Source organism: Sorangium sp. So ce375 (assembly GCF_051473855.1).
GTDB lineage: Bacteria > Myxococcota_A > Polyangia > Polyangiales > Polyangiaceae > Sorangium.
The window spans coordinates 6,595,335-6,612,542 of sequence record NZ_CP150335.1; the positions used below are offsets into that span (position 1 = coordinate 6,595,335).

General features: G+C 70.2%; 13 protein-coding genes. 10 read left to right on the top strand and 3 right to left on the bottom strand.

The window, feature by feature from the left end; genetic code table 11:
• The first annotated feature begins 89 nt into the window (after window positions 1-89).
• The 3 genes from WME90_RS24385 to WME90_RS24395 are packed head-to-tail and all read left to right on the top strand — an operon-like array spanning window position 90 to window position 3,799.
• Window positions 90-1,118, top strand: a complete 1,029-nt coding sequence (locus WME90_RS24385) for a sugar-binding protein (protein ID WP_437274375.1) — start codon at window positions 90-92, stop codon at window positions 1,116-1,118.
• 57 nt (window positions 1,119-1,175) lie between these two features.
• Window positions 1,176-2,729: a sugar ABC transporter ATP-binding protein gene (locus WME90_RS24390; RefSeq protein ID WP_437274376.1), complete on the top strand. Its 1,554-nt coding sequence runs from the start codon at window positions 1,176-1,178 to the stop codon at window positions 2,727-2,729.
• On the top strand, window positions 2,726-3,799 hold the full coding sequence (locus WME90_RS24395; RefSeq protein ID WP_437274377.1) for an ABC transporter permease: 1,074 nt from the start codon (window positions 2,726-2,728) through the stop codon (window positions 3,797-3,799). Before WME90_RS24390 ends, WME90_RS24395 begins: the two co-directional genes overlap by 4 nt.
• A 9-nt stretch (window positions 3,800-3,808) precedes the next feature.
• Here WME90_RS24395 and WME90_RS24400 read toward each other — a convergent pair whose 3' ends face one another.
• On the bottom strand, window positions 3,809-6,244 hold the full coding sequence (locus WME90_RS24400; RefSeq protein ID WP_437274378.1) for a substrate-binding domain-containing protein: 2,436 nt from the start codon (window positions 6,242-6,244) through the stop codon (window positions 3,809-3,811).
• A 613-nt stretch (window positions 6,245-6,857) separates the two neighbouring features.
• Between WME90_RS24400 and WME90_RS24405 the strand changes: the two genes are divergently transcribed.
• The 6 genes from WME90_RS24405 to WME90_RS24430 all read left to right on the top strand — a co-directional run bounded on the left by WME90_RS24405 (window position 6,858) and on the right by WME90_RS24430 (window position 13,330).
• Window positions 6,858-7,703: a polyphosphate polymerase domain-containing protein gene (locus WME90_RS24405; RefSeq protein ID WP_437274379.1), complete on the top strand. Its 846-nt coding sequence runs from the start codon at window positions 6,858-6,860 to the stop codon at window positions 7,701-7,703.
• Window positions 7,700-8,392: a DUF4956 domain-containing protein gene (locus WME90_RS24410; protein WP_437274380.1), complete on the top strand. Its 693-nt coding sequence runs from the start codon at window positions 7,700-7,702 to the stop codon at window positions 8,390-8,392. Before WME90_RS24405 ends, WME90_RS24410 begins: the two co-directional genes overlap by 4 nt.
• Window positions 8,393-8,468: 76 nt before the next feature.
• Window positions 8,469-8,870 (top strand): VOC family protein, encoded by a 402-nt coding sequence (locus tag WME90_RS24415; protein WP_437274381.1) that lies wholly within the window; start codon window positions 8,469-8,471, stop codon window positions 8,868-8,870.
• Window positions 8,871-9,364: 494 nt separating this feature from the next.
• On the top strand, window positions 9,365-10,429 hold the full coding sequence (locus tag WME90_RS24420) for an SUMF1/EgtB/PvdO family nonheme iron enzyme (protein ID WP_437274382.1): 1,065 nt from the start codon (window positions 9,365-9,367) through the stop codon (window positions 10,427-10,429).
• A 603-nt stretch (window positions 10,430-11,032) separates the two neighbouring features.
• Window positions 11,033-12,436, top strand: coding sequence for an endo-1,4-beta-xylanase (locus WME90_RS24425; protein ID WP_437274383.1), 1,404 nt, complete (start codon window positions 11,033-11,035; stop codon window positions 12,434-12,436).
• Between the two features lie 261 nt (window positions 12,437-12,697).
• Entirely contained in the window at window positions 12,698-13,330 is a 633-nt protein-coding gene (locus tag WME90_RS24430; RefSeq protein ID WP_437274384.1) for a DUF6151 family protein, read from the top strand.
• A gap of 46 nt (window positions 13,331-13,376) precedes the next feature.
• On the opposite strand, the gene WME90_RS24435 is transcribed toward WME90_RS24430, so the two are convergent.
• Window positions 13,377-14,510, bottom strand: coding sequence for an endonuclease/exonuclease/phosphatase family protein (locus tag WME90_RS24435; RefSeq protein WP_437274385.1), 1,134 nt, complete (start codon window positions 14,508-14,510; stop codon window positions 13,377-13,379).
• Window positions 14,511-14,825: 315 nt separating this feature from the next.
• Here WME90_RS24435 and WME90_RS24440 point away from each other — a divergent pair, with 315 nt between their 5' ends.
• Window positions 14,826-15,212 (top strand): DUF4280 domain-containing protein, encoded by a 387-nt coding sequence (locus WME90_RS24440; RefSeq protein ID WP_437274386.1) that lies wholly within the window; start codon window positions 14,826-14,828, stop codon window positions 15,210-15,212.
• A 155-nt stretch (window positions 15,213-15,367) separates the two neighbouring features.
• Here WME90_RS24440 and WME90_RS24445 read toward each other — a convergent pair whose 3' ends face one another.
• Window positions 15,368-17,200, bottom strand: a complete 1,833-nt coding sequence (locus WME90_RS24445) for a DUF2169 domain-containing protein (RefSeq protein ID WP_437274387.1) — start codon at window positions 17,198-17,200, stop codon at window positions 15,368-15,370.
• Window positions 17,201-17,208: the final 8 nt, after the last annotated feature.

The following is a 17,208-nucleotide window of genomic DNA, read 5'->3' on the forward strand; positions in this document are numbered from 1 at the left end:
AACCTCGCGTCGGGGTATTCGTTGTGTCGCGGCTCAGCGACATCGACATCGACGCACGCCTTTCGCAGGCAAGGCGGGGGAGGACTGGCGTGAAAGACAAGAATCGTTTCTGGAAGCTAGCGTTTGCAGCGTTCGCCGTGCTGTCCATGACATGGATCGTCGGCTGTGATCAGGGGGGCGGGGACGAGGCGGGCAAGAGCCCCGACAGCAACGGCAAGAGCGCTCCGACCACGGCCAAGGTCGTCAAGCTCGCCTTCGTGACAAGCGGGACCAGCGAGTTCTGGCGGATCGCCGGGGCCGGCGTCCACAAGTACGAGCAAGAGGCGAAGATTCAAGTTGACATCAAGGCGCCGCCCAACGGCACGCCCGAGGAGCAGAACCAGATCCTGGAGAGCCTCGCCAGCCAGGGCTACGACGCCGTCGCCGTGACCGTCCTGGCGCCGAACGATCAGGTCCCCGTGCTCAACAAGGTCGCCGAGAAGGTCAAGCTGATCACGTTCGACTCCGACGCCCCGAAGTCGAACCGGCTGCTCTACATCGGCACCAACAACTACGAGGCCGGCAGGGTGCTCGGCAACGAGATCGTGAAGATCCTGCCGGACGGCGGGAAGATGGCCGTCTTCGTCGGGATGTTCGCCGTCGACAACGCGACCCAGCGCCTCAAGGGCATCCAGGACGTGGTCACCGCCCACAACATCCAGATCGTCGACAAGCGCGAGGACAACGCCGATCGTGCCAAGGCGCGCGCGAACGTCGAAGACATCATCAACGCTCACCCGGACCTCAACGTCGCGACCGGCCTCTGGTCGTACAACGGGCCGGCCATCATCGCGGCCGTCGAGGCGCTCGGGAAGAAGGGCAAGGTCATCCCGGCCGTGTTCGACGAGGAAGACGCGACGCTCAGCGGCATCGAGAGCGGCACAGTCGGGTGCACCGTCGTTCAGAAGCCGTTCCAGTTCGGCTACCTGTCGAGCAAGTGGATGCACGAGCTCGCGACGAAGGGCGAAGCGGCCATGGCCGCCATCCCCAAGGACAAGATGGTCGACACCGGCGTCGACGTCATCCACAAGGACAACGTGGCGGAGTTCAAGGCCAAGCTCGTAGAGCTGAAGAAGTAACCTGCTCCCCGGCGCCTCGATCAAGGCCTCGCTCGATCGAGCCGCTGACCAAGGCGGATGACGTCGACTCCCGATCTCCCACCCCTCCTCGCGATGCGCGGGATCGTCAAGCGGTTCCCGGGTGTCACCGCGCTCTCGGGGGTGTCGCTCTCGCTCCGCGCCGGCGAGGTGCTCGCGCTCGTTGGAGAGAACGGCGCGGGCAAGAGCACGCTCATGAAGATCCTCGGCGGCGCTTGCGCGCCCGACGAGGGGCAGATCTTCATCGACGGAGCGCCCGCTTCGCTGCGCGGCGTGCGCGCGGCCAAGCGCCTCGGCGTCGCGCTGATCCATCAGGAGCTGATGCTCGCGCCGAACCTCGACATCGCGGCGAACGTCTTCCTCGGGAACGAGGGGTCGAACACCCGCCTGCTCGCCCCGGTCCGGCGCGACGAGCTGAACGCGAAGACGACGGCCCTCCTCGCGCGCGTCGGCCTCCCGCTCGCGCCGACCACGCCCGTGTCGGCGCTCACCGCCGGGCAGATGCAGATGGTCGAGATCGCCAAGGCCCTCTCGTCCAGCGCGCGCATCCTCGTCATGGACGAGCCGACGTCGTCGCTCACCGCCGGCGAGTCGAGGGACCTCTTCGCGATCGTGGAGAGGCTCCGCGCGGAGGGGATCGGCATCATCTACATCTCTCACCGCATGGACGAGGTATTGAGCCTGGCCGACCGCATCGCCGTGCTGCGCGACGGCCGGCACGTCGGCGAGCTCGCGCGGGCCGAGGCGACGCACGACAGGATCGTCGCCATGATGGTCGGGCGGGAGCTCAGCGGCCGCTACTTCCCCGAGAGGCGCGCGCGCCCGCCGCAAGAGCCGGTGCTCGAGGTGCGCGACCTCGTCGTGCCCGGCGCGCCCGGAGGCGTGAGCTTCACCGCGCTGCGCGGGGAGATCCTCGGCTTCGCGGGGCTGGTCGGCTCGGGGCGCACCGAGCTGATGCAGGCGATCTTCGGGGCGACCCGGGCGCTCGGCGGCACGATGACGCTCGGCGGAGAGCCTTACCAGCCGCGGACGACGCGCGACGCCATCGACCGCGGCGTGTGCCTCGCGCCGGAGGATCGCAAGCGGCACGGGCTCGTGCTCCCCATGACCGTCGTCGAGAACGCGTCGCTGCCGGGCCTCGCCCGCTATGCGCGCTCCTTCTGGCTCGACCGCGCCGCGGAGCGCCGCGCCGCGCGGGCCGAGGTCGACCGCCTCCGCATCAAGACGCCGACGCTCGATCAGCCGTCGGTGAACCTCTCCGGCGGCAACCAGCAGAAGGTCGTCCTCGGGAAATGGCTGTCGATGAGCCCGCGTGTCCTCCTCCTCGACGAGCCGACGCGCGGCATCGACGTCGGTACCAAGGCCGAGATCTACAGGCACATGGCCGCGCTCGCCGCGGAAGGGATGACGCTCTTGATAGTCAGCTCGGACATGGAGGAGGTGCTCGGCATGAGCGATCGCGTGGTCGTCATGCACGAGCGGCGGATCACGGGCGTGCTCCCGCGCGAAGGGCTGACGCAGCAGCGCGTCGCGGCGCTGATGACGGGGAGCGCGAGAGGCGTGCACGGTGAGGTGGATGAGGTGACCGCATGAGACGTGAGCTGGGCATGAGCCTCGTGCTCGCCCTGATGTGCGCGGGGCTCTGGCTCTCCAACCCCGACTTCCTCGGGCAATCCAACGTCGTCAACACCACGCGGCAGATCGCGATGCTCGGCATCTACGCGATGGGCATGGGGTTCGTCATCATCGCCGGCGGCATCGATCTGTCGATCGGCTCGGTGATCGGCCTCACCGGCGTCCTGCTCGCCAAGATCTCGTCCTCGGGGATGGCTTGCCTTGGCTACCCGCTCTGGATCGGCATCCCGGCGGCGCTCGGCGCCGCGATGCTGGTGGGGCTCGCGCAGGGGCTCCTCATCACGCGGCTCAAGCTGCAGCCGTTCGTCGTCACGCTCGGCGGCATGCTCCTCGTGCGCGGCGTCTCTCAGACGGTGGCGGAGGGCGGCACGCTGAGCTTCGGCGACTCGCCGTTCCTCGGCCTCGCCAACGGCGGGCTGCTGCACGTCAAGGGCGACGCGCTCATCCCCTACCCGGTCGTCATCTTCCTCGTGATCCTCGCCGCCGGCGCGTACGTGCTGCACTTCACCGTGCTCGGGCGCTACATGTACGCGCTCGGCGGCAACCGCGAGGCCGCCGAGTACTCGGGCATCGACGTGCGCCGGGTGGAGGTCTCGACGTACGTCATCTCGTCGGCGACGGGCGGGATCGCGGGCGTCTGCTACGCGTCCTACATCGGCCAGATGTCGCAGCAGGTCGGGATGGGCTACGAGCTCTACGCGATCGCCGGCGCCGTGCTCGGAGGCTGCTCGCTGCGCGGCGGCGAAGGCAGCGCGCTCGGGATCCTCATCGGCTCGGCCCTCATGCGGGTCATCGACAACGGCATCAACATGTTCCAGATCCGCCACAGCGACGGCGGTGTTCAGCGCATCTGGCGCCTCGACCCGAACTGGACGTTCATCATCATCGGCGCCGTCATCCTCGTGGCCGTCGTCTTCGACCAGGTGGTGCACGTCGCCCAGGCGCAGCGGCGCGCCCAGCGCGCCGGCGAGTCGAGGGCCACGGAGCCGCGACGCATCGAGGCGCCGCCCGCCGCCGGGACGGGGTAGCCGCCGCGGTCAGCCGCGCTTTGCCTGGCGGCGGCGCACCACCGAGAGCGCGTAGCGGAAGCCGCTCGCCAGGTTGGCGTGCGTCACCATCGAGCCGAGGTCCAGGCCTTGCCGGACCATCATCTGCGCGGCTTCCGGCCTGATGCCGACGAGCACCGCCTCGGCGCCCAGCAGCGCGGCCGCCTGCGCCGCCTCGAAGAGCCGGGACGCCGCCGTCGCGTCGACGAACGCCATGCCGGTGACGTCGATCAGCACGACGCGCGCGCGCTTCGCGTCGATCTCGCGGAGCATCGACGCGATGAAGTCGCCGGAGCGCTGGGCATCCATGACGCCCACCACGGGCATCACCAGGATGCCGTCCGCGATGGGCACCACGGGGCTCGAGAGCTCGCGGATCGTCTGGAGCATCGCCGCCTGCTGCAGGTTGGCGCGCTCGAGCTCCTCGGTCCGCGCCGAGATGCGGCGGAGCAGCCGGGCGTTCTCGACGCCGACCGCCACCGTGCCGGCGACGCGGACCAGGAACGCCACGTCGCCCGCGTCGCACGCCTCCTTGCGAGCGCTGCTCAGGACGAGCGCACCGAGGACGTTGCCGCGGCCTTGCAAGGGCACGGCGACGGCCGTGCGCGCGCCGTCGTGGGCGGCAGGCAGAGCGGCGTCCGCGCCCGCTCCGCGCTCGGTAGGGTCGATCACCACCGGGCGGCCCGACTCGATCGCGCGGCGCACTAGCGAGCGCGTCGGGATCGAGACCTGGTCCTCGGCGACGGAGCTCGAGGCGGGCGAGTGCCCGATCATCATCACCTCGATCGCGCGGTCGACGCGCGCGATCCGGCCGCCGTGCCCGGCCGCGGCCCGTCGGGCCGCGTCGAGCGTGAGATAGTCGCTCAGCGTCGTGGACCACGGCGTCTGCTCGAGCGTGACGCAGTCGACGCGGGTGTGGAGGACACGAGACGGCGGCAGCTCGGCGAGGGTCGGCCCGACGCCGCGCGTGATCATCCGGTGGATCGTCTCGACGGCACGGACGCCCATGTCGTCCTCGCGCTGGACGATCGTCGCGTGGATCGCCCCTTGCCGGAGCAGCGCGACCGTGCGGGCGACGAGATCGAAGCCGACGACCTTGAGATCTCCGGCCCGGCCGAGGGCTCGCGCGGCGCGGCCCCACGACGGACCGTTGTCCGCCGCGGCGCCGAAGGCGCCCGTGATGTCGGACCGCCCCTCGAGCGCCGCCGTGGCGAGCCTCGTCCCCGCTTCCTGATCCCAGTCGCACGGGATCGTCGGCAGCACCGTGAGGTTCGACCCGAGCGCCGCCGCGCGGAACCCCTCGATGCGCTCGCGGATGTTCAGCGCGAGCCCCACGGCGCCAAGGGGCGCGACGACGCCGCCACCCGGGAGCAGCCGCTTCATCACCTCGGCCGCCAGCCTGCCCGACGCCACGTTGTCCGTCCCGATATAGAGCGGCGCCCGGCTGCCCGGGATCGGAGGTGTGTCGATCACGACGACCGGAATGTCCGTCTCGGCGGCTCGACGAAACGCCTCTTCCGCGCGCTCGGGGTTGCTGGGCGCGACGATGATGCCGGACATGCGCCGGCCGATCGCCTCGTCGAGCAGGGCGCGCTGAGAGCCCTCGCCGTCGCCGCCGTGGCCGGTCCGCCAGTCGATGGAGACGCCGAGGGGCCGCGCCGCGCATTCGGCGCCGGCGCGGATGTTCTGGAAGTAGGTCGTCGGCTCCGACGGCGGGGCCCGGTAGACGCGAACGCCAAGGTCGCCCCGCGCGGGCGCAGGGCCGTCCCCGCCGCGGTCCTCCTCGATCAGCCAGATCTCCACCGTGTTCCAGCTCGGGTCGAGCTGCACGCTCTTGATGCCGTGAGCGATGATCTCGATGAGGTCGTGCAGCGCGAGCGTCGTTCCCACCTCTTGGAGCAGCCGCTCGAACAGGCGGATCTCCTGCGCCGCGCTCGCCTTGTCGTCATAGAGCCTGTGCCGCTCCAGCGCGTCTCCGGCCGTGCCCGCCAGCACGTCGATCGTGGCGCGGCGCTCCTCGTCCGGAGGCTCCGATGCGGCCTGCTCGATGGCGAGGTAGCCGGCCGGCTCGCCGCACAGATGGATGGGCGCGACCAGCAGCCCGGCGCCTTCGGGGACGCCGCGGCCCGCCTCGATCGCGAACGGCAGGTACGTCCGGTACCACGCCCGCGCATCGACGATGCGGCTCGCGCGCGCGGCGTCCGATCGCGCCGCCGCGCCGAGCGCGCCGCCCTCGTCGGTGAGCTTTGCGTCGACCGGAACGCGCGAGGAAAACCCAGGTGGCGCGTCGAACCCGACCAGCGCTCTGGCCACGAAGCGGTCGCCCTCGCGGAGCAGCAGGCAGCCGCGCGGCGCGTGCGGGAGGATCGCCATGGCCCGCCGCACGATCTGCTGGAGGACGGCGAGGAGGTCGGGAATCTGACGCATGCGGGTCGTTCGATGATCTCGCCTGGATCCACGCGGCCTTCAACAAATTCGCGTGCAGCGGGTCACCGCGTCGATGAGCGCGAGCGCGGCCCGTCGCGACGGCTTCGCCGCCCGCGAGGACCGGCTCACGAAATCGACTCATGACGACGCGATCATGAGCCGGGCGCGCGGTGGCACAGACAGGCAGCGACCTCGGCCCGCGCCGCGCGGACCTGGGGCAGCGCTCGCCCCGTCGATCGCCAGCGCGCCCGCCGCCTCGAGCTCGCCACGAGGCCATCGACCGCGAGCGCAAAGACCGCAGGCGCCGTCGCCGGAGTGGTTGTGGAGGCACGAGCGCCACAACCCATCCGCGGGCCTCCCACCAGCGACCACGCTGGAGCACGGGCCGACGCCGAGGAGCGCGCCGGCCAACGTCCCCCAGGTGGCCGAAGGTCCGCCCCGCCGGCACCGACCCGAGCCCCTGTCAGCCCAAGGCGACGAACAGCGTCGGCCCCGAGCCGCGCCGGGCGCCCCCCAGCGCTGCCGCAGGCGCGCACGTTGCAAGGAAAGCACAAAGATCTCGTGGCCCAGAGATGGATTCCGCTTGCTGACGCCGGTGAAATTTGTGTCATTATTGCGTGGTTACCGTAACAACTTCGCGACGCGCAGCGGCGTGGCGCGCTTGCCCTTGACGACCGAGGAGGCGAGAGTCCTGGACGTCATCGAACGATACGAGTTCAAATACCTGGTGCCGGAGCGCCTCGTCCCGCAGATCCGGGCCACGGCCCTCTCGGTCGGCCGGCGGGACCGGTACGCCGACGCGGACGGCGTGTACCGCATCCGGTCGCTCTACCTCGACACGCGCGGGTACGACCTCTACTGGGCCAACGCCCGCGAGCAGCGCGATCGCTTCAAGCTGCGGGTGCGCACGTATCCCGGGAAGACCAGCCCGGTCTTCCTCGAGGTGAAGCGGCGCATCCAGGACGTGATCGTCAAGTCGCGCGCGGCGGTGCCAGCGAGCGATTGGCGCGATCTGCTCGGGCCCGGCCGCCCCGCCTCGCTCGATCGGCTCTCGCCGGGCGCGCGGAAGGGCGCGGAGCGGTTCATCGGCGCGTTCCACCGCCACGACCTCAGGCCGGCGCTCCTTGTCGACTACGAGCGCGAGGCGTACGAGAGCACGCTCGACACCTACGCGCGCCTGACGTTCGATCGTAAGATCGTCTGTCAGCGCAGGGAGACGCTGGATCTCGATGCCTCCGAAGGGGGGTGGCGCCCGGTCGACCACCCCGTCCAGACGCAGACGCCGGAGCCCGTCAGTGTCCTCGAGCTCAAGTTCGAGCGCCGGCCGCCTCCGTGGATGGTGGCGCTCGTACGGCGTCTCGACCTCGTCCGGCACTCGTTCTCCAAATACTGCTACGGCGTCACCGCGCAGCTGACGCTCCCGGAGGCGCGGTCGTTCCGGGTCACAGGGTGGCAATGATGGACTGGCTGACCGCGCTCTCGCACGGCGAGGCCGTCGAGTGGCGCGACGCGCTCGTCGCCCTGCTCGTCGCCTTCGGGCTCACGCAGGGCATCGCGGGCGTCTACATGCTCACGTTCCGCGGCCTCTCGTACTCCCGGACGGTCGTCCAGAGCATGGCGCTGGGCAGCATCATCACGTGCACGCTGATGCTCGCCGTCGGCCACAACATCGCGGCCGGCATCGGCATCGCGGGGGGCGTCTCCGCGATCCGGTTCCGCACCACGCTGCGCGATCCGCGCGACGTCGTGTTCGTCTTCGCGTCGCTCACCATCGGCATGGCGAGCGGCGCGCGGGCCTACGGCGCGGCGATCGCGGGGGCCGCGATGTTCGGCGTCGCCTCGCTCCTTCTCCACATCACCGGCTATGGGTCGCGGCGGCAGCCGGACGGGCTGCTCCGCTTCGTGGCGCCGGCCGGCCAGGCAGGCGCGGAGATCGCCGGCGCGATCGCGGGCATCCTCCGCGAGCACTGCGGCACCTTCTCGCTCGTGACCTTGCGCGAGGCGGCGCAGGGCACCGTCATGGAGCACGCGTACCAGATCCGCGTGCGCCACCCCGACCTGCGGGCCGACCTCGTGACGAGGCTCCAGGCGTTGCCCGGTGTGGCGGACGTGAGCCTGATGCTCCAGGAGCCGACGCTGGACCTCTAGCGAGGCCCGCTGGTGCGCGGGCAGCAATCGCGCATGAACGCCCGGCGCAGCATCCGCGCCATGGTACATCGAGCGCATGCACAAGAGTCGCCTGGCTGGGTTCATCATCGACTGCCGCACCGACGATCTCGATGGCGCCGCGCGCTTCTGGAGCGCGGCGCTCGGAATGCGATCGCGCGGTAACGACGGCGAGGCCTACGTCCGCCTGGACGCTTCGGCGCGCGATCTGTCGGTCGAGGTGCAGAGCGTGAAGCACGGGAGCCGCGTCCACCTCGACATCGAGACCGACGACATCGAGGCCGAGGTGCGCCGCCTCGAGCGGCTCGGCGCCAAGCGGGTCACGCAGTCCTCGACGTGGTGGGTGCTCGAGGCGCCGACCGGCCAGCGCTTCTGCGTGGTGAAGGCCGCGCACCCGGACGCGCCAGGGTTCACCACGTGGAACGACGAGGGGACCCCCCTCAGCTCGAGACCCGCCTAAAGACCCACGTGGCGCCGCGACGACTGGACGCGAGCTGGCCCCCTGCTGCGGCCCGCCAGTCAACTCGGCGTGCGGCGTGAACAAGAGGAGCGGGCCCAGCTCCCCGCCTGAGCCCTCGGTCGGCGCGACGTGACGGAGCGCGACGCCATCGCCCGCTGACGCGGCCGGCGCCCACAAGTTCCAGCGGCCAGCCAACTGCGCAAGAAGATCGCAGGGAGAGGCACGGTGCGCATGTCGCGCGCGGACCTGTCTGCCCAAGTGGCCGCGCTGGCCGGCCACCCTGGACCACCGGGCGGCCACGCCGCGGGATAAAGCCACCTCGAACAGGCCCGAAGCCCGGCATTTCCGGAGCAAGGCAGCAGGCCGAGATTTTGCAATCTCTCCAGCCGGCTCCCGACGCTCGCGGAGAAGAAGAAATCGAGGCGAGCCCGGGTCAGCATCAATTTTGGCCCACGAATGTAGGCTGATGTAGCCAGACGTGGGAAGAGGTTAACGTGCGTATCCTGGGCTTCACGGTACTGACACTGCTTGGCGCTGCGACCCTGAGCTGCGGAGGTCACTCGGACACCGACGGGAGCGGGGGCGGAGGCGGGGGCGATGCCCGGCACATCGAGATTCCCGAGCAGCCTGCAGAGCTGTCCGACCCGCAGCCGGCCGCGACTCCGGCGACCGAGGCGGAGCTGTCCGACCCGCAGCCGGTCGCGACGTCGACGACCGAGGCGGAGCCGTCCGACCCGCCGCCCGTCGCGGCTCCGACGACGGAGACGGACGAGCCGCTGGGCGATCAGGCGACGATCGAGGTGCCGGTCGTCCTGCCCGGCTCGACCGAGGGGTGCCCCGGCGGGATGGTGCGGGTGGAGGGCGAGTATTGCGGCGCCGTGGTGCAGGAATGCCTCGAGTACCACCCCGAATGGACAAAGCGCCACGGAGAGCCGGGCGTGGCCGCCCGATGCCTGCGATTCCGTGAGTCGTCGCGGTGCGTCGCCAAGAAGACGGAGCATCTCTCGTTCTGCATGGACCGGTACGAGTACCCGAACGTCGCGGGCGAGCTGCCGCGCACGCTGACCTCGTGGGAGCAAGCCGGCGAGCTCTGCGCGGAGCAGGGCAAGCGGCTGTGCACCGAGGCCGAGTTCAACTTCGCTTGCGAAGGTCCCGAGTTGCTGCCGTACGTCTACGGCTACGAGCGGAACGCCGAGACGTGCAATCAGGACCGAGAGTACCGCTTCCCGGATCACTCGCAGCGGCTGCTCCACTACCAAGCGTGCCAGCAGAACGCGCGGTGCGCCGCCGAGCTCGCGCGCCTGGACGGCCGCGAGCCGGCCGGCGGGCGCGCCGCGTGCGCCTCGTGGGCGGGCGTCTTCGATCTGAACGGCAACGTCAACGAGTGGGTGGTGCGCACCGATCAGAAGGCCCCCTACCGCAGCGGGCTCAAGGGCGGGTGGTGGGGTCCGATCCGGAGCGCATGCCGTCCCATGACGACCTTTCACAAGGAAGACGACTACGGCTACGAGGTCGGCTTCCGCTGCTGCGCCGACGTCGAGCCGCAAGCCGAGCAGTGAACGCGGCCCGCGAGGCCTGCGTCCGGAAAGACGCCTGATCTCACGCGGGCCCGCGACCTCCCGCTCGGAGCGGGCGTGATCATCGCGGGATCCATCGACTCCCCCCTGCGCCAAAGCATGCGGATGAGCCCGTATCCTGGGCACGCAGATCGATTATCGATGCCTCGTGCATTTTCAGGCGCGCGGACGGCGCACACCTCGTTCCGTCGAAAGCCAGATAATGCAACACGGCTGTATCAGAAAGCCGCTCGCATGAAGCCCTTGACTTCGGATCGCATTTGCGTGCTTTAGTCACATGTCATGCTCGGCCTCGTCTCACGCCGCGCATGACATGTGTGATGCTTTCTTGAACAGTCACGGTGTGATCGTGCAACGGCCATTGTAGATGGCGGACACGACGGTGTCCGAAATCGACCTGGCCGCAAACTTACAAATCGACCCGATGGGCGGCAGGGCTCGCAGACGAAACTCTGTTTCACCTATTCCGCTTTCAACAGAAGTCTGCAGTTCGGCCGGCCCGGGTCATGGAGAACCTTGATGCGTATCCATCGCTTACTTGGCCACATCTCCGTTTCGTTCGCGTGCTGCCTGCTCGCCTGCACCATGGAGCCGGCTGACCTGGAAGACAGCGACGCCCTCGAGGCCGGGTTGAGCAGCCCGGACAACACGATGAAGGCCGAGCTCGCGCTCCAGTCGCAATGGGGCAGCGGGTATTGCGCGAACGTGACGGTGACGAACACGAGCAACAGCGCGGCCACCTCCTGGGGCCTGGTCGTCGGGCTCAACGGCTCGACGCTGGCCAACCTGTGGAACGCGCGCTCTACGACGTCGGGCGGGCAGCTGAACGTCACCAACGAGAGCTACAATGGCTCGCTGGCCGCGGGCCGCGCGACGACATGGGGCTTCTGCGCGAACGGCACCGGGATGCCCACGATCGTGTCGGTGAAGGGCAATGGCGGCACGAGCACCACCTCGAGCACTTCCTCGTCGTCGAGCAGCAGCTCTAGCTCGTCGTCGAGTTCCTCGACGAGCAGCGGCGCAGGCGGCTCCGGTGGCGCGGGTGGTTCCGGTGGCTCGGGTGGTTCCGGCGGCTCGGGCGGCTCCGGTGGCTCGGGCGGCTCCGGCGGCTCGGGGGGCGGCACGACCGGCGGGAAGTTCGTGGGCAACATCACGACGAACGGCGCCGTGCGCACCGGCTTCGCGAATTACTGGAACCAGATCACGCCCGAGAACGAGGGCAAGTGGAGCTCGGTCGAGAGGGTGCGCGGCCAGAAGGACTGGAGCAAGCTCGACGCGATCTACAAATATGCGAAGGACAACGGCATCGTGTTCAAGCAGCACACCTTCGTATGGGGCAGCCAGCAACCCGACTGGCTCGCGAGCATCTCCGGGTCGGAGCAGCAGGCGGCGGTGAGGGACTGGATGCGGTCGTTCTGCGCGCGCTACCCCGACGCGAAGTACATCGACGTGGTCAACGAGCCGCCGCCCCACACGACGCCCTCTTACAAGAACGGCATCGGTGGCGACGGCGCCAGCGGTTATGACTGGATCGTCAACTCCTTCAAGTGGGCTCGCGAGTTCTGCCCGAACGCGAAGCTGATCCTCAACGACTACAACAACATCGAGTACGAGGGCGATCACCAGAACTTCATGCGGATCGCGAGGGCGGTCATCAACGCGGGTGCCCCGGTCGACGCGCTCGGCGCGCAGGCCCACGACGCATACAAGCTCAACACGAACACCGTGAAGGGGTACATCGACAAGCTCGCCTCGCTCGGCAAGCCCGTGTACATCACCGAGTACGACATCGGGATCGCGAACGACGAGGAGCAGCGCCGGGTGATGCAGGAACAGTTCACGATGTTCTGGAATCATCCCTCCGTCCCGGGCATCACGTTGTGGGGTTACATCGTCGGCTCCACCTGGAGGGCCAACACAGGCCTCCAGCAGACGAACGGCACCATGCGGCCGGCCATGGCCTGGCTCATGGACTTCCTCGATCGCTGACCGGCTGCAGAGCCGGCGGCAAAGCTCGCAGGCCGAGGCGGCGCCGGACCGCACACGAGGAGGGGGCGCACGTCGCATCCGCGACAGAGCCGCTGCCCCCTCCTCGCCTCCGCGCCATGCATTGATGACGTTGGATCGCTCCGCGCCAGGAGCGCAGCCGGGCGGAGGACGGGTGCTCGGCGGTGCCGACCTCGCCGCCGCGTTCGTGCCGCACGACACGAGGCGCGCGCGTCGCGCCTCAGGACGTGGTAGGCGAGGTCCATGTCCCGAGACGTCGAGCTCCAGTGTCGCTGCGGAAAGGTCCACGGATGGCTCCGCGGTGCATCGCCGAGCGCGGTGAACCGCGCCGTCTGTTACTGCGACGACTGTCAGGCGTTCCTGCACCATCTCGGCCGCGCCGAGCTGCTTGACGAGCACGGCGGCACGGACATCGTGCAGGCGGCTCCTTCGGCCATCTCGTTCGACCGCGGCGCCGAGCTCATCGCGGCCGCGCGCCTGACGCCCAAGGGCCTCTATCGCTGGTACGCGAGCTGCTGCAAGACGCCGCTCGGCAACACGTTGACGCCGCGGCTGCCGTTCATCGGCATCGCCACCGAGCTGTTCCAGCAAGCCCCGGGCGCGCGCCCGTGCGACGAGGTCTTCGGCGCGTCGCGCGGCGGGATCTTGGGCAAGTTCGCGATCGGCGAGCCGCCGCCCGGGTCGGTGAGGCCCAACGTGCGCCTCCTCGCGCACGCGGTCCGGAAGCTGCTCGGCTGGAAGCTCCGCGGCAAGGCGTGGCCGCATCCGTTCTTCGATCGGGAGAGCGGCGATCCGAAGTACCCGGTCACGGTGCTGTCCACGGCCGAGCGCGACGCGCTGCGCCCGCTGTGCGGCCCGCGTCCCGCGCGCGCATGACGGGGCGGCGCGAGCTGCCCCTGCTCGTCCTCGCGGCGACGCGGCGCTAGCGCTCCGCACGCCCTTCGCGCGGGGTACCGCTCCAGCGCAGGTCGGCGACGATGGGGCGGTGATCCGAGCCGAGGTCCGGGCCGATCCACGCGCGTTCGGCCGTCCAGCCGGGCCCGGCGAGCACGTGGTCGATGCGGACGCCGAACCAGCGCGTCCGCTTCGTCAAGCCAAACCCCAGGCCGGCGCGCGAGAACGCGTTCTCGAAGCCTGCCCAGAAGCGCCGGTAGATGGCGCTGTCTACCGGCATGTTGAAGTCGCCGGCGATGACGGCCGGATAAGGCGCCTCGTCGACCCACTGCCGCGCGAGCTCGGACTCCCAGACACGCAGCGCGATGACGCGGTCGTGCTCCGCTTCCTCCTTCCATAGGCCGCGCATCAGCGCCTCGATCCCCTCGCGCGGCGTCTCCAGGTGTAGGTTGAGGAAGCTGAAGACACGGGGACCGCGCGGCTCCTCTGAGCTCGGCCCTGGCGCGTCCGGCAGCGCGATCGCGTAGCGGAGGATCGCGCCGTTGCCGCCGGCACGCCAGACGTCGCTGCGATCCCTGGACTCGACCTTGAGGAGAGGATGTCGGCTCACAAGGCACATCCCGTCCTCGACGTAGACGGACCACCCCGGAAATGCTGCGGTCAGCTCCGACTCTGGCACCATGCATTCCTGCAGCGCGAGCACGTCGGGCCGGGTGTCGGCCACGAAGCCCTTGAGTCGATCGAGGATCGTGGTGCGGCTCCCCGTGTTGAGGGAAGCGACCCGCAGATCGGCGCGGGCGGTTCCTCCGGCGAGGGCCCGGAGCGAGAGCGTGAAGCCAAGGATGGGCCCGACCACGATCGCCGACGCCAGCGCCGCCGGGAGGAGGGCGCGGCGCTGCACGAGGAGCGCGGCGGGCACGATCGCGAGGAGAGGGAGGGCGATGATCCGGCGCGGGCCAAAGAGGAAGAGCGTCCCTGGCCACCACCGGTCGCCCACGATGGGCAGGGCGATCCAGATCGAGACGACCACGAGGAGGTAGAGCACGGCGACGGAGAGCACGAGGAACCGGAGCCGACGCCAGCGCGGCGGCGGCGTGGGACGCCGGGCGGTCGGCGCTTGCGAGGCCGATGACATTTCCTTGAACTGCTCACTCTGGTACATCGGTCCCCTTCCGTGGGTGTGTGGCGTCTGCGTCGAGCCAGGTCCGGGGTTGCGGTGCATCGCTCCTCCTCTGAGGTTGGCCCTCGCCGGCGATCACGCCTTGCAGCCGCCTGTCTGTACTATGCGATCCTCGGCCTGCCGTGTGCGTACGGAAGATGCGCGCCACCACAACCTTCCGCGACGGTTCTGTTCGGCACGAAATGGTTCGTGCCTGCCGTGCCGCCGCGTGTGGCCGCTTGCCACCGCGCCGTGCTCGCACCTAGAATTCGCGCTCCGGACGGCGCGATCTCCAGCGCGTCCGCGTCCGAGGACCCCGTGCCCAAGCTGGTGATCAACGGAGCGAAGCTCGAGTGCAGCGAGGGACTGTCCCCCTCCGCGCTCACCGTGCTTCCCGCGAACGGGACCGACGCTGACGAGGCGCCCGCGGCGACGGTGATGGACTTCCAGCCGATGGCCAATATCGCGCCGTTCGGTATGTGCAAGACGCTGGCAAACCCGCAAGTCGCGTCCGCAACCGCCGCAGCGAAGGGGGTCCTCACCCCGATGCCCTGCGTCCCGGTGATCGCAGCGCCGTGGTCGCCCGGCTCCTCCCTCGTGACGATCGCCGAGCACAACGCGCTCACCGGTGACTCGACCTGCCGCTGCGCCTGGACCGGGAGCATCCGGATCACCGATCCAGGCACGGACGTCGACGTGGATTAAGATTGGCCGAGGAGGGCGTCACGAGCCTCGATCGTGGGCTCCGACGTGTCGGCGGCGGGAGGGTTCAAGCGGCCGTCGGCGGCGATGCCAGATTCAACGCTCGGAGCAGCCCAGCGAGCTCGCCGCGACTCGCTCGCGCGGCGTTGCCGGCCCGCTCAGTCGTCATCCGGCGGCGGAGAGGGCGGCTTCAGCGCTCGCTGGAGCGCCTCGACGTCGCGCTCGCTCGCGCCGGCCGCACGCAGCTTCGCCAGCAGCGCCTCCGGTGAGCCAGACGCGGGTGGCGGGACCACCGGCGAAGGCGGCGGTGCCGCAGGTGCAGGGGGACGCACCTGAGCGACTACGGCAGGGGAAGCAGCGCGCGGCGAGGCGATGGATGGCGGCACATGCGCGCCGGGCGGCGGCGCGACGATGGGCGATGGAAAGGCCATCAACGGCGGCACGGGCGGCGGTGCCGCAATCGGCGGCGACAGGGGCGGGGGCGCGGCCATAGGCGGCGGCGCAGGCGGCGGTGCCGCAATAGGCGGCGGCACCACAGGCGACGATGCCGCAATAGGGGGCGGTACGGGCGGCAGCACGCTCTCGCCGAGCGACAGCGTTCCCTCGCCTGCGATCGGCGTCTGCAACGGCGCTGTGAGCGGCCCCCACGGCGCACCGGGGACCGGCGCGACCGGACCGGACGTTCCGGCCGGCACGATCGGGAACGGCGCTACCTCTCGAGGCCTCACGGCAGCCTGCAGCTCGGGCCATAACGCTAGCGTCCCCTCGCCCGCCTCCTCTCGCTTCGCGGTCACCGGTCCAAGCGTCGTCTCGCCTGCCGGCGCGGGCGGAGGCGAGAGCGGCCCACCCCCCCACGGCGTCGCGTCGAACCTCCACGGAACGGTCGCGCCACCCGCCTCCACGACCGGGAACGGCACGACCGCCTTCGCCGCCGCGGTCACCTGCTGCTCGGGCCGCAGCGCCACCGTCCCCTGGCTCTCCAGGGCGCTCGTCGTGGCCAGCGCCGACGACGACACGGACAGCGCTGGAGCCTGGGCCCACAGTCGAGCCCAGTCCACGTCGCGGCCCGGCACCTCGAGCGCTGCCGCCACCACGAGCGACGGCAGCGCATCCTCCCCGCCGGGCACCTCGACACGGCCGCGCCACACGAGCGCAAACTCCTGGCGATCCCCGTCGATCGCCAGCGTGTCACAGACCATCTCGACCGGCCGTTCGACCGGCGGCGAGCCCGCGGATCGCGCGATCACGCGGGCCACGCCCCGGGCCGACGGCAGGCGGGTCTGCACGCGGGGCAAGGTGGGATGCAGACCGTCGAGGACCAGCCACTCGTCGCCTCGCAGGTGGTCGACCAGCTGGTCCGGCGGCGCTGCCTGGAAGTACCCCCACGGCATCGCGTCGGGGATATCGGCGATCGGTGCTTCCAGAGCACGAGGATCGGCGCTCCCGAGCAGCCGCCTGCGCGCGAGCCACAGCCGCGAGATCGGGGCAAAGCCAGCGGGCCGCCGTGGGTCGGCCGGATCGACGAGGTTGGGAGTCGCCTTCCCGACCGGGTTCGGCTCGCCTGGGCCGCCGAAGGCGCGCTCATAGACCAGCGACATGCGCTCGAACGGCTTCGGACCGGCGGGGCCGCGGTCGCCGAAGACGTGGACCACCTTGTCGAGCACCGGCCGGCCGTCGCGGGCAAGGCCGATCCGCGCCGACATCGCAGGCGCTGGGCTACCGCCGGGCGGGTACGCGTGGCCGACGAATGTCACGTCGCAGCGCGGGAGATAGGGCGCGAGATCGCTCGCCCTCTCGATGCTGCGCGAGGGGTGGCCATCGAACTGCCGCTCCTCCGACCGGATCTCGGCCGCCCCGGAGTGCGTTGCTATTCCGCCTGGGACGAATGCAAAGCGTGCCTTGACGACGACGGTGGTCCAGAGCCGCTTCTGGTACCGGAAGGGCACCACCGCACAGGAGACGTCACCAGAGGCGATCGAAAGAGGAGCCATGCTGATGT

Coding starts and splice junctions, on each gene's coding strand:
- WME90_RS24395 (WP_437274377.1), top strand. CDS start 2,726: ATGAGACGTGAGCTGGGCATGAGCCTCGTGCTCGCCCTGATGTGCGCG.
- WME90_RS24430 (WP_437274384.1), top strand. CDS start 12,698: ATGTCCCGAGACGTCGAGCTCCAGTGTCGCTGCGGAAAGGTCCACGGA.
- WME90_RS24415 (WP_437274381.1), top strand. CDS start 8,469: ATGCACAAGAGTCGCCTGGCTGGGTTCATCATCGACTGCCGCACCGAC.
- WME90_RS24435 (WP_437274385.1), bottom strand. CDS start 14,510: ATGTACCAGAGTGAGCAGTTCAAGGAAATGTCATCGGCCTCGCAAGCG.
- WME90_RS24445 (WP_437274387.1), bottom strand. CDS start 17,200: ATGGCTCCTCTTTCGATCGCCTCTGGTGACGTCTCCTGTGCGGTGGTG.
- WME90_RS24400 (WP_437274378.1), bottom strand. CDS start 6,244: ATGCGTCAGATTCCCGACCTCCTCGCCGTCCTCCAGCAGATCGTGCGG.
- WME90_RS24410 (WP_437274380.1), top strand. CDS start 7,700: ATGATGGACTGGCTGACCGCGCTCTCGCACGGCGAGGCCGTCGAGTGG.
- WME90_RS24425 (WP_437274383.1), top strand. CDS start 11,033: ATGGAGCCGGCTGACCTGGAAGACAGCGACGCCCTCGAGGCCGGGTTG.
- WME90_RS24390 (WP_437274376.1), top strand. CDS start 1,176: ATGACGTCGACTCCCGATCTCCCACCCCTCCTCGCGATGCGCGGGATC.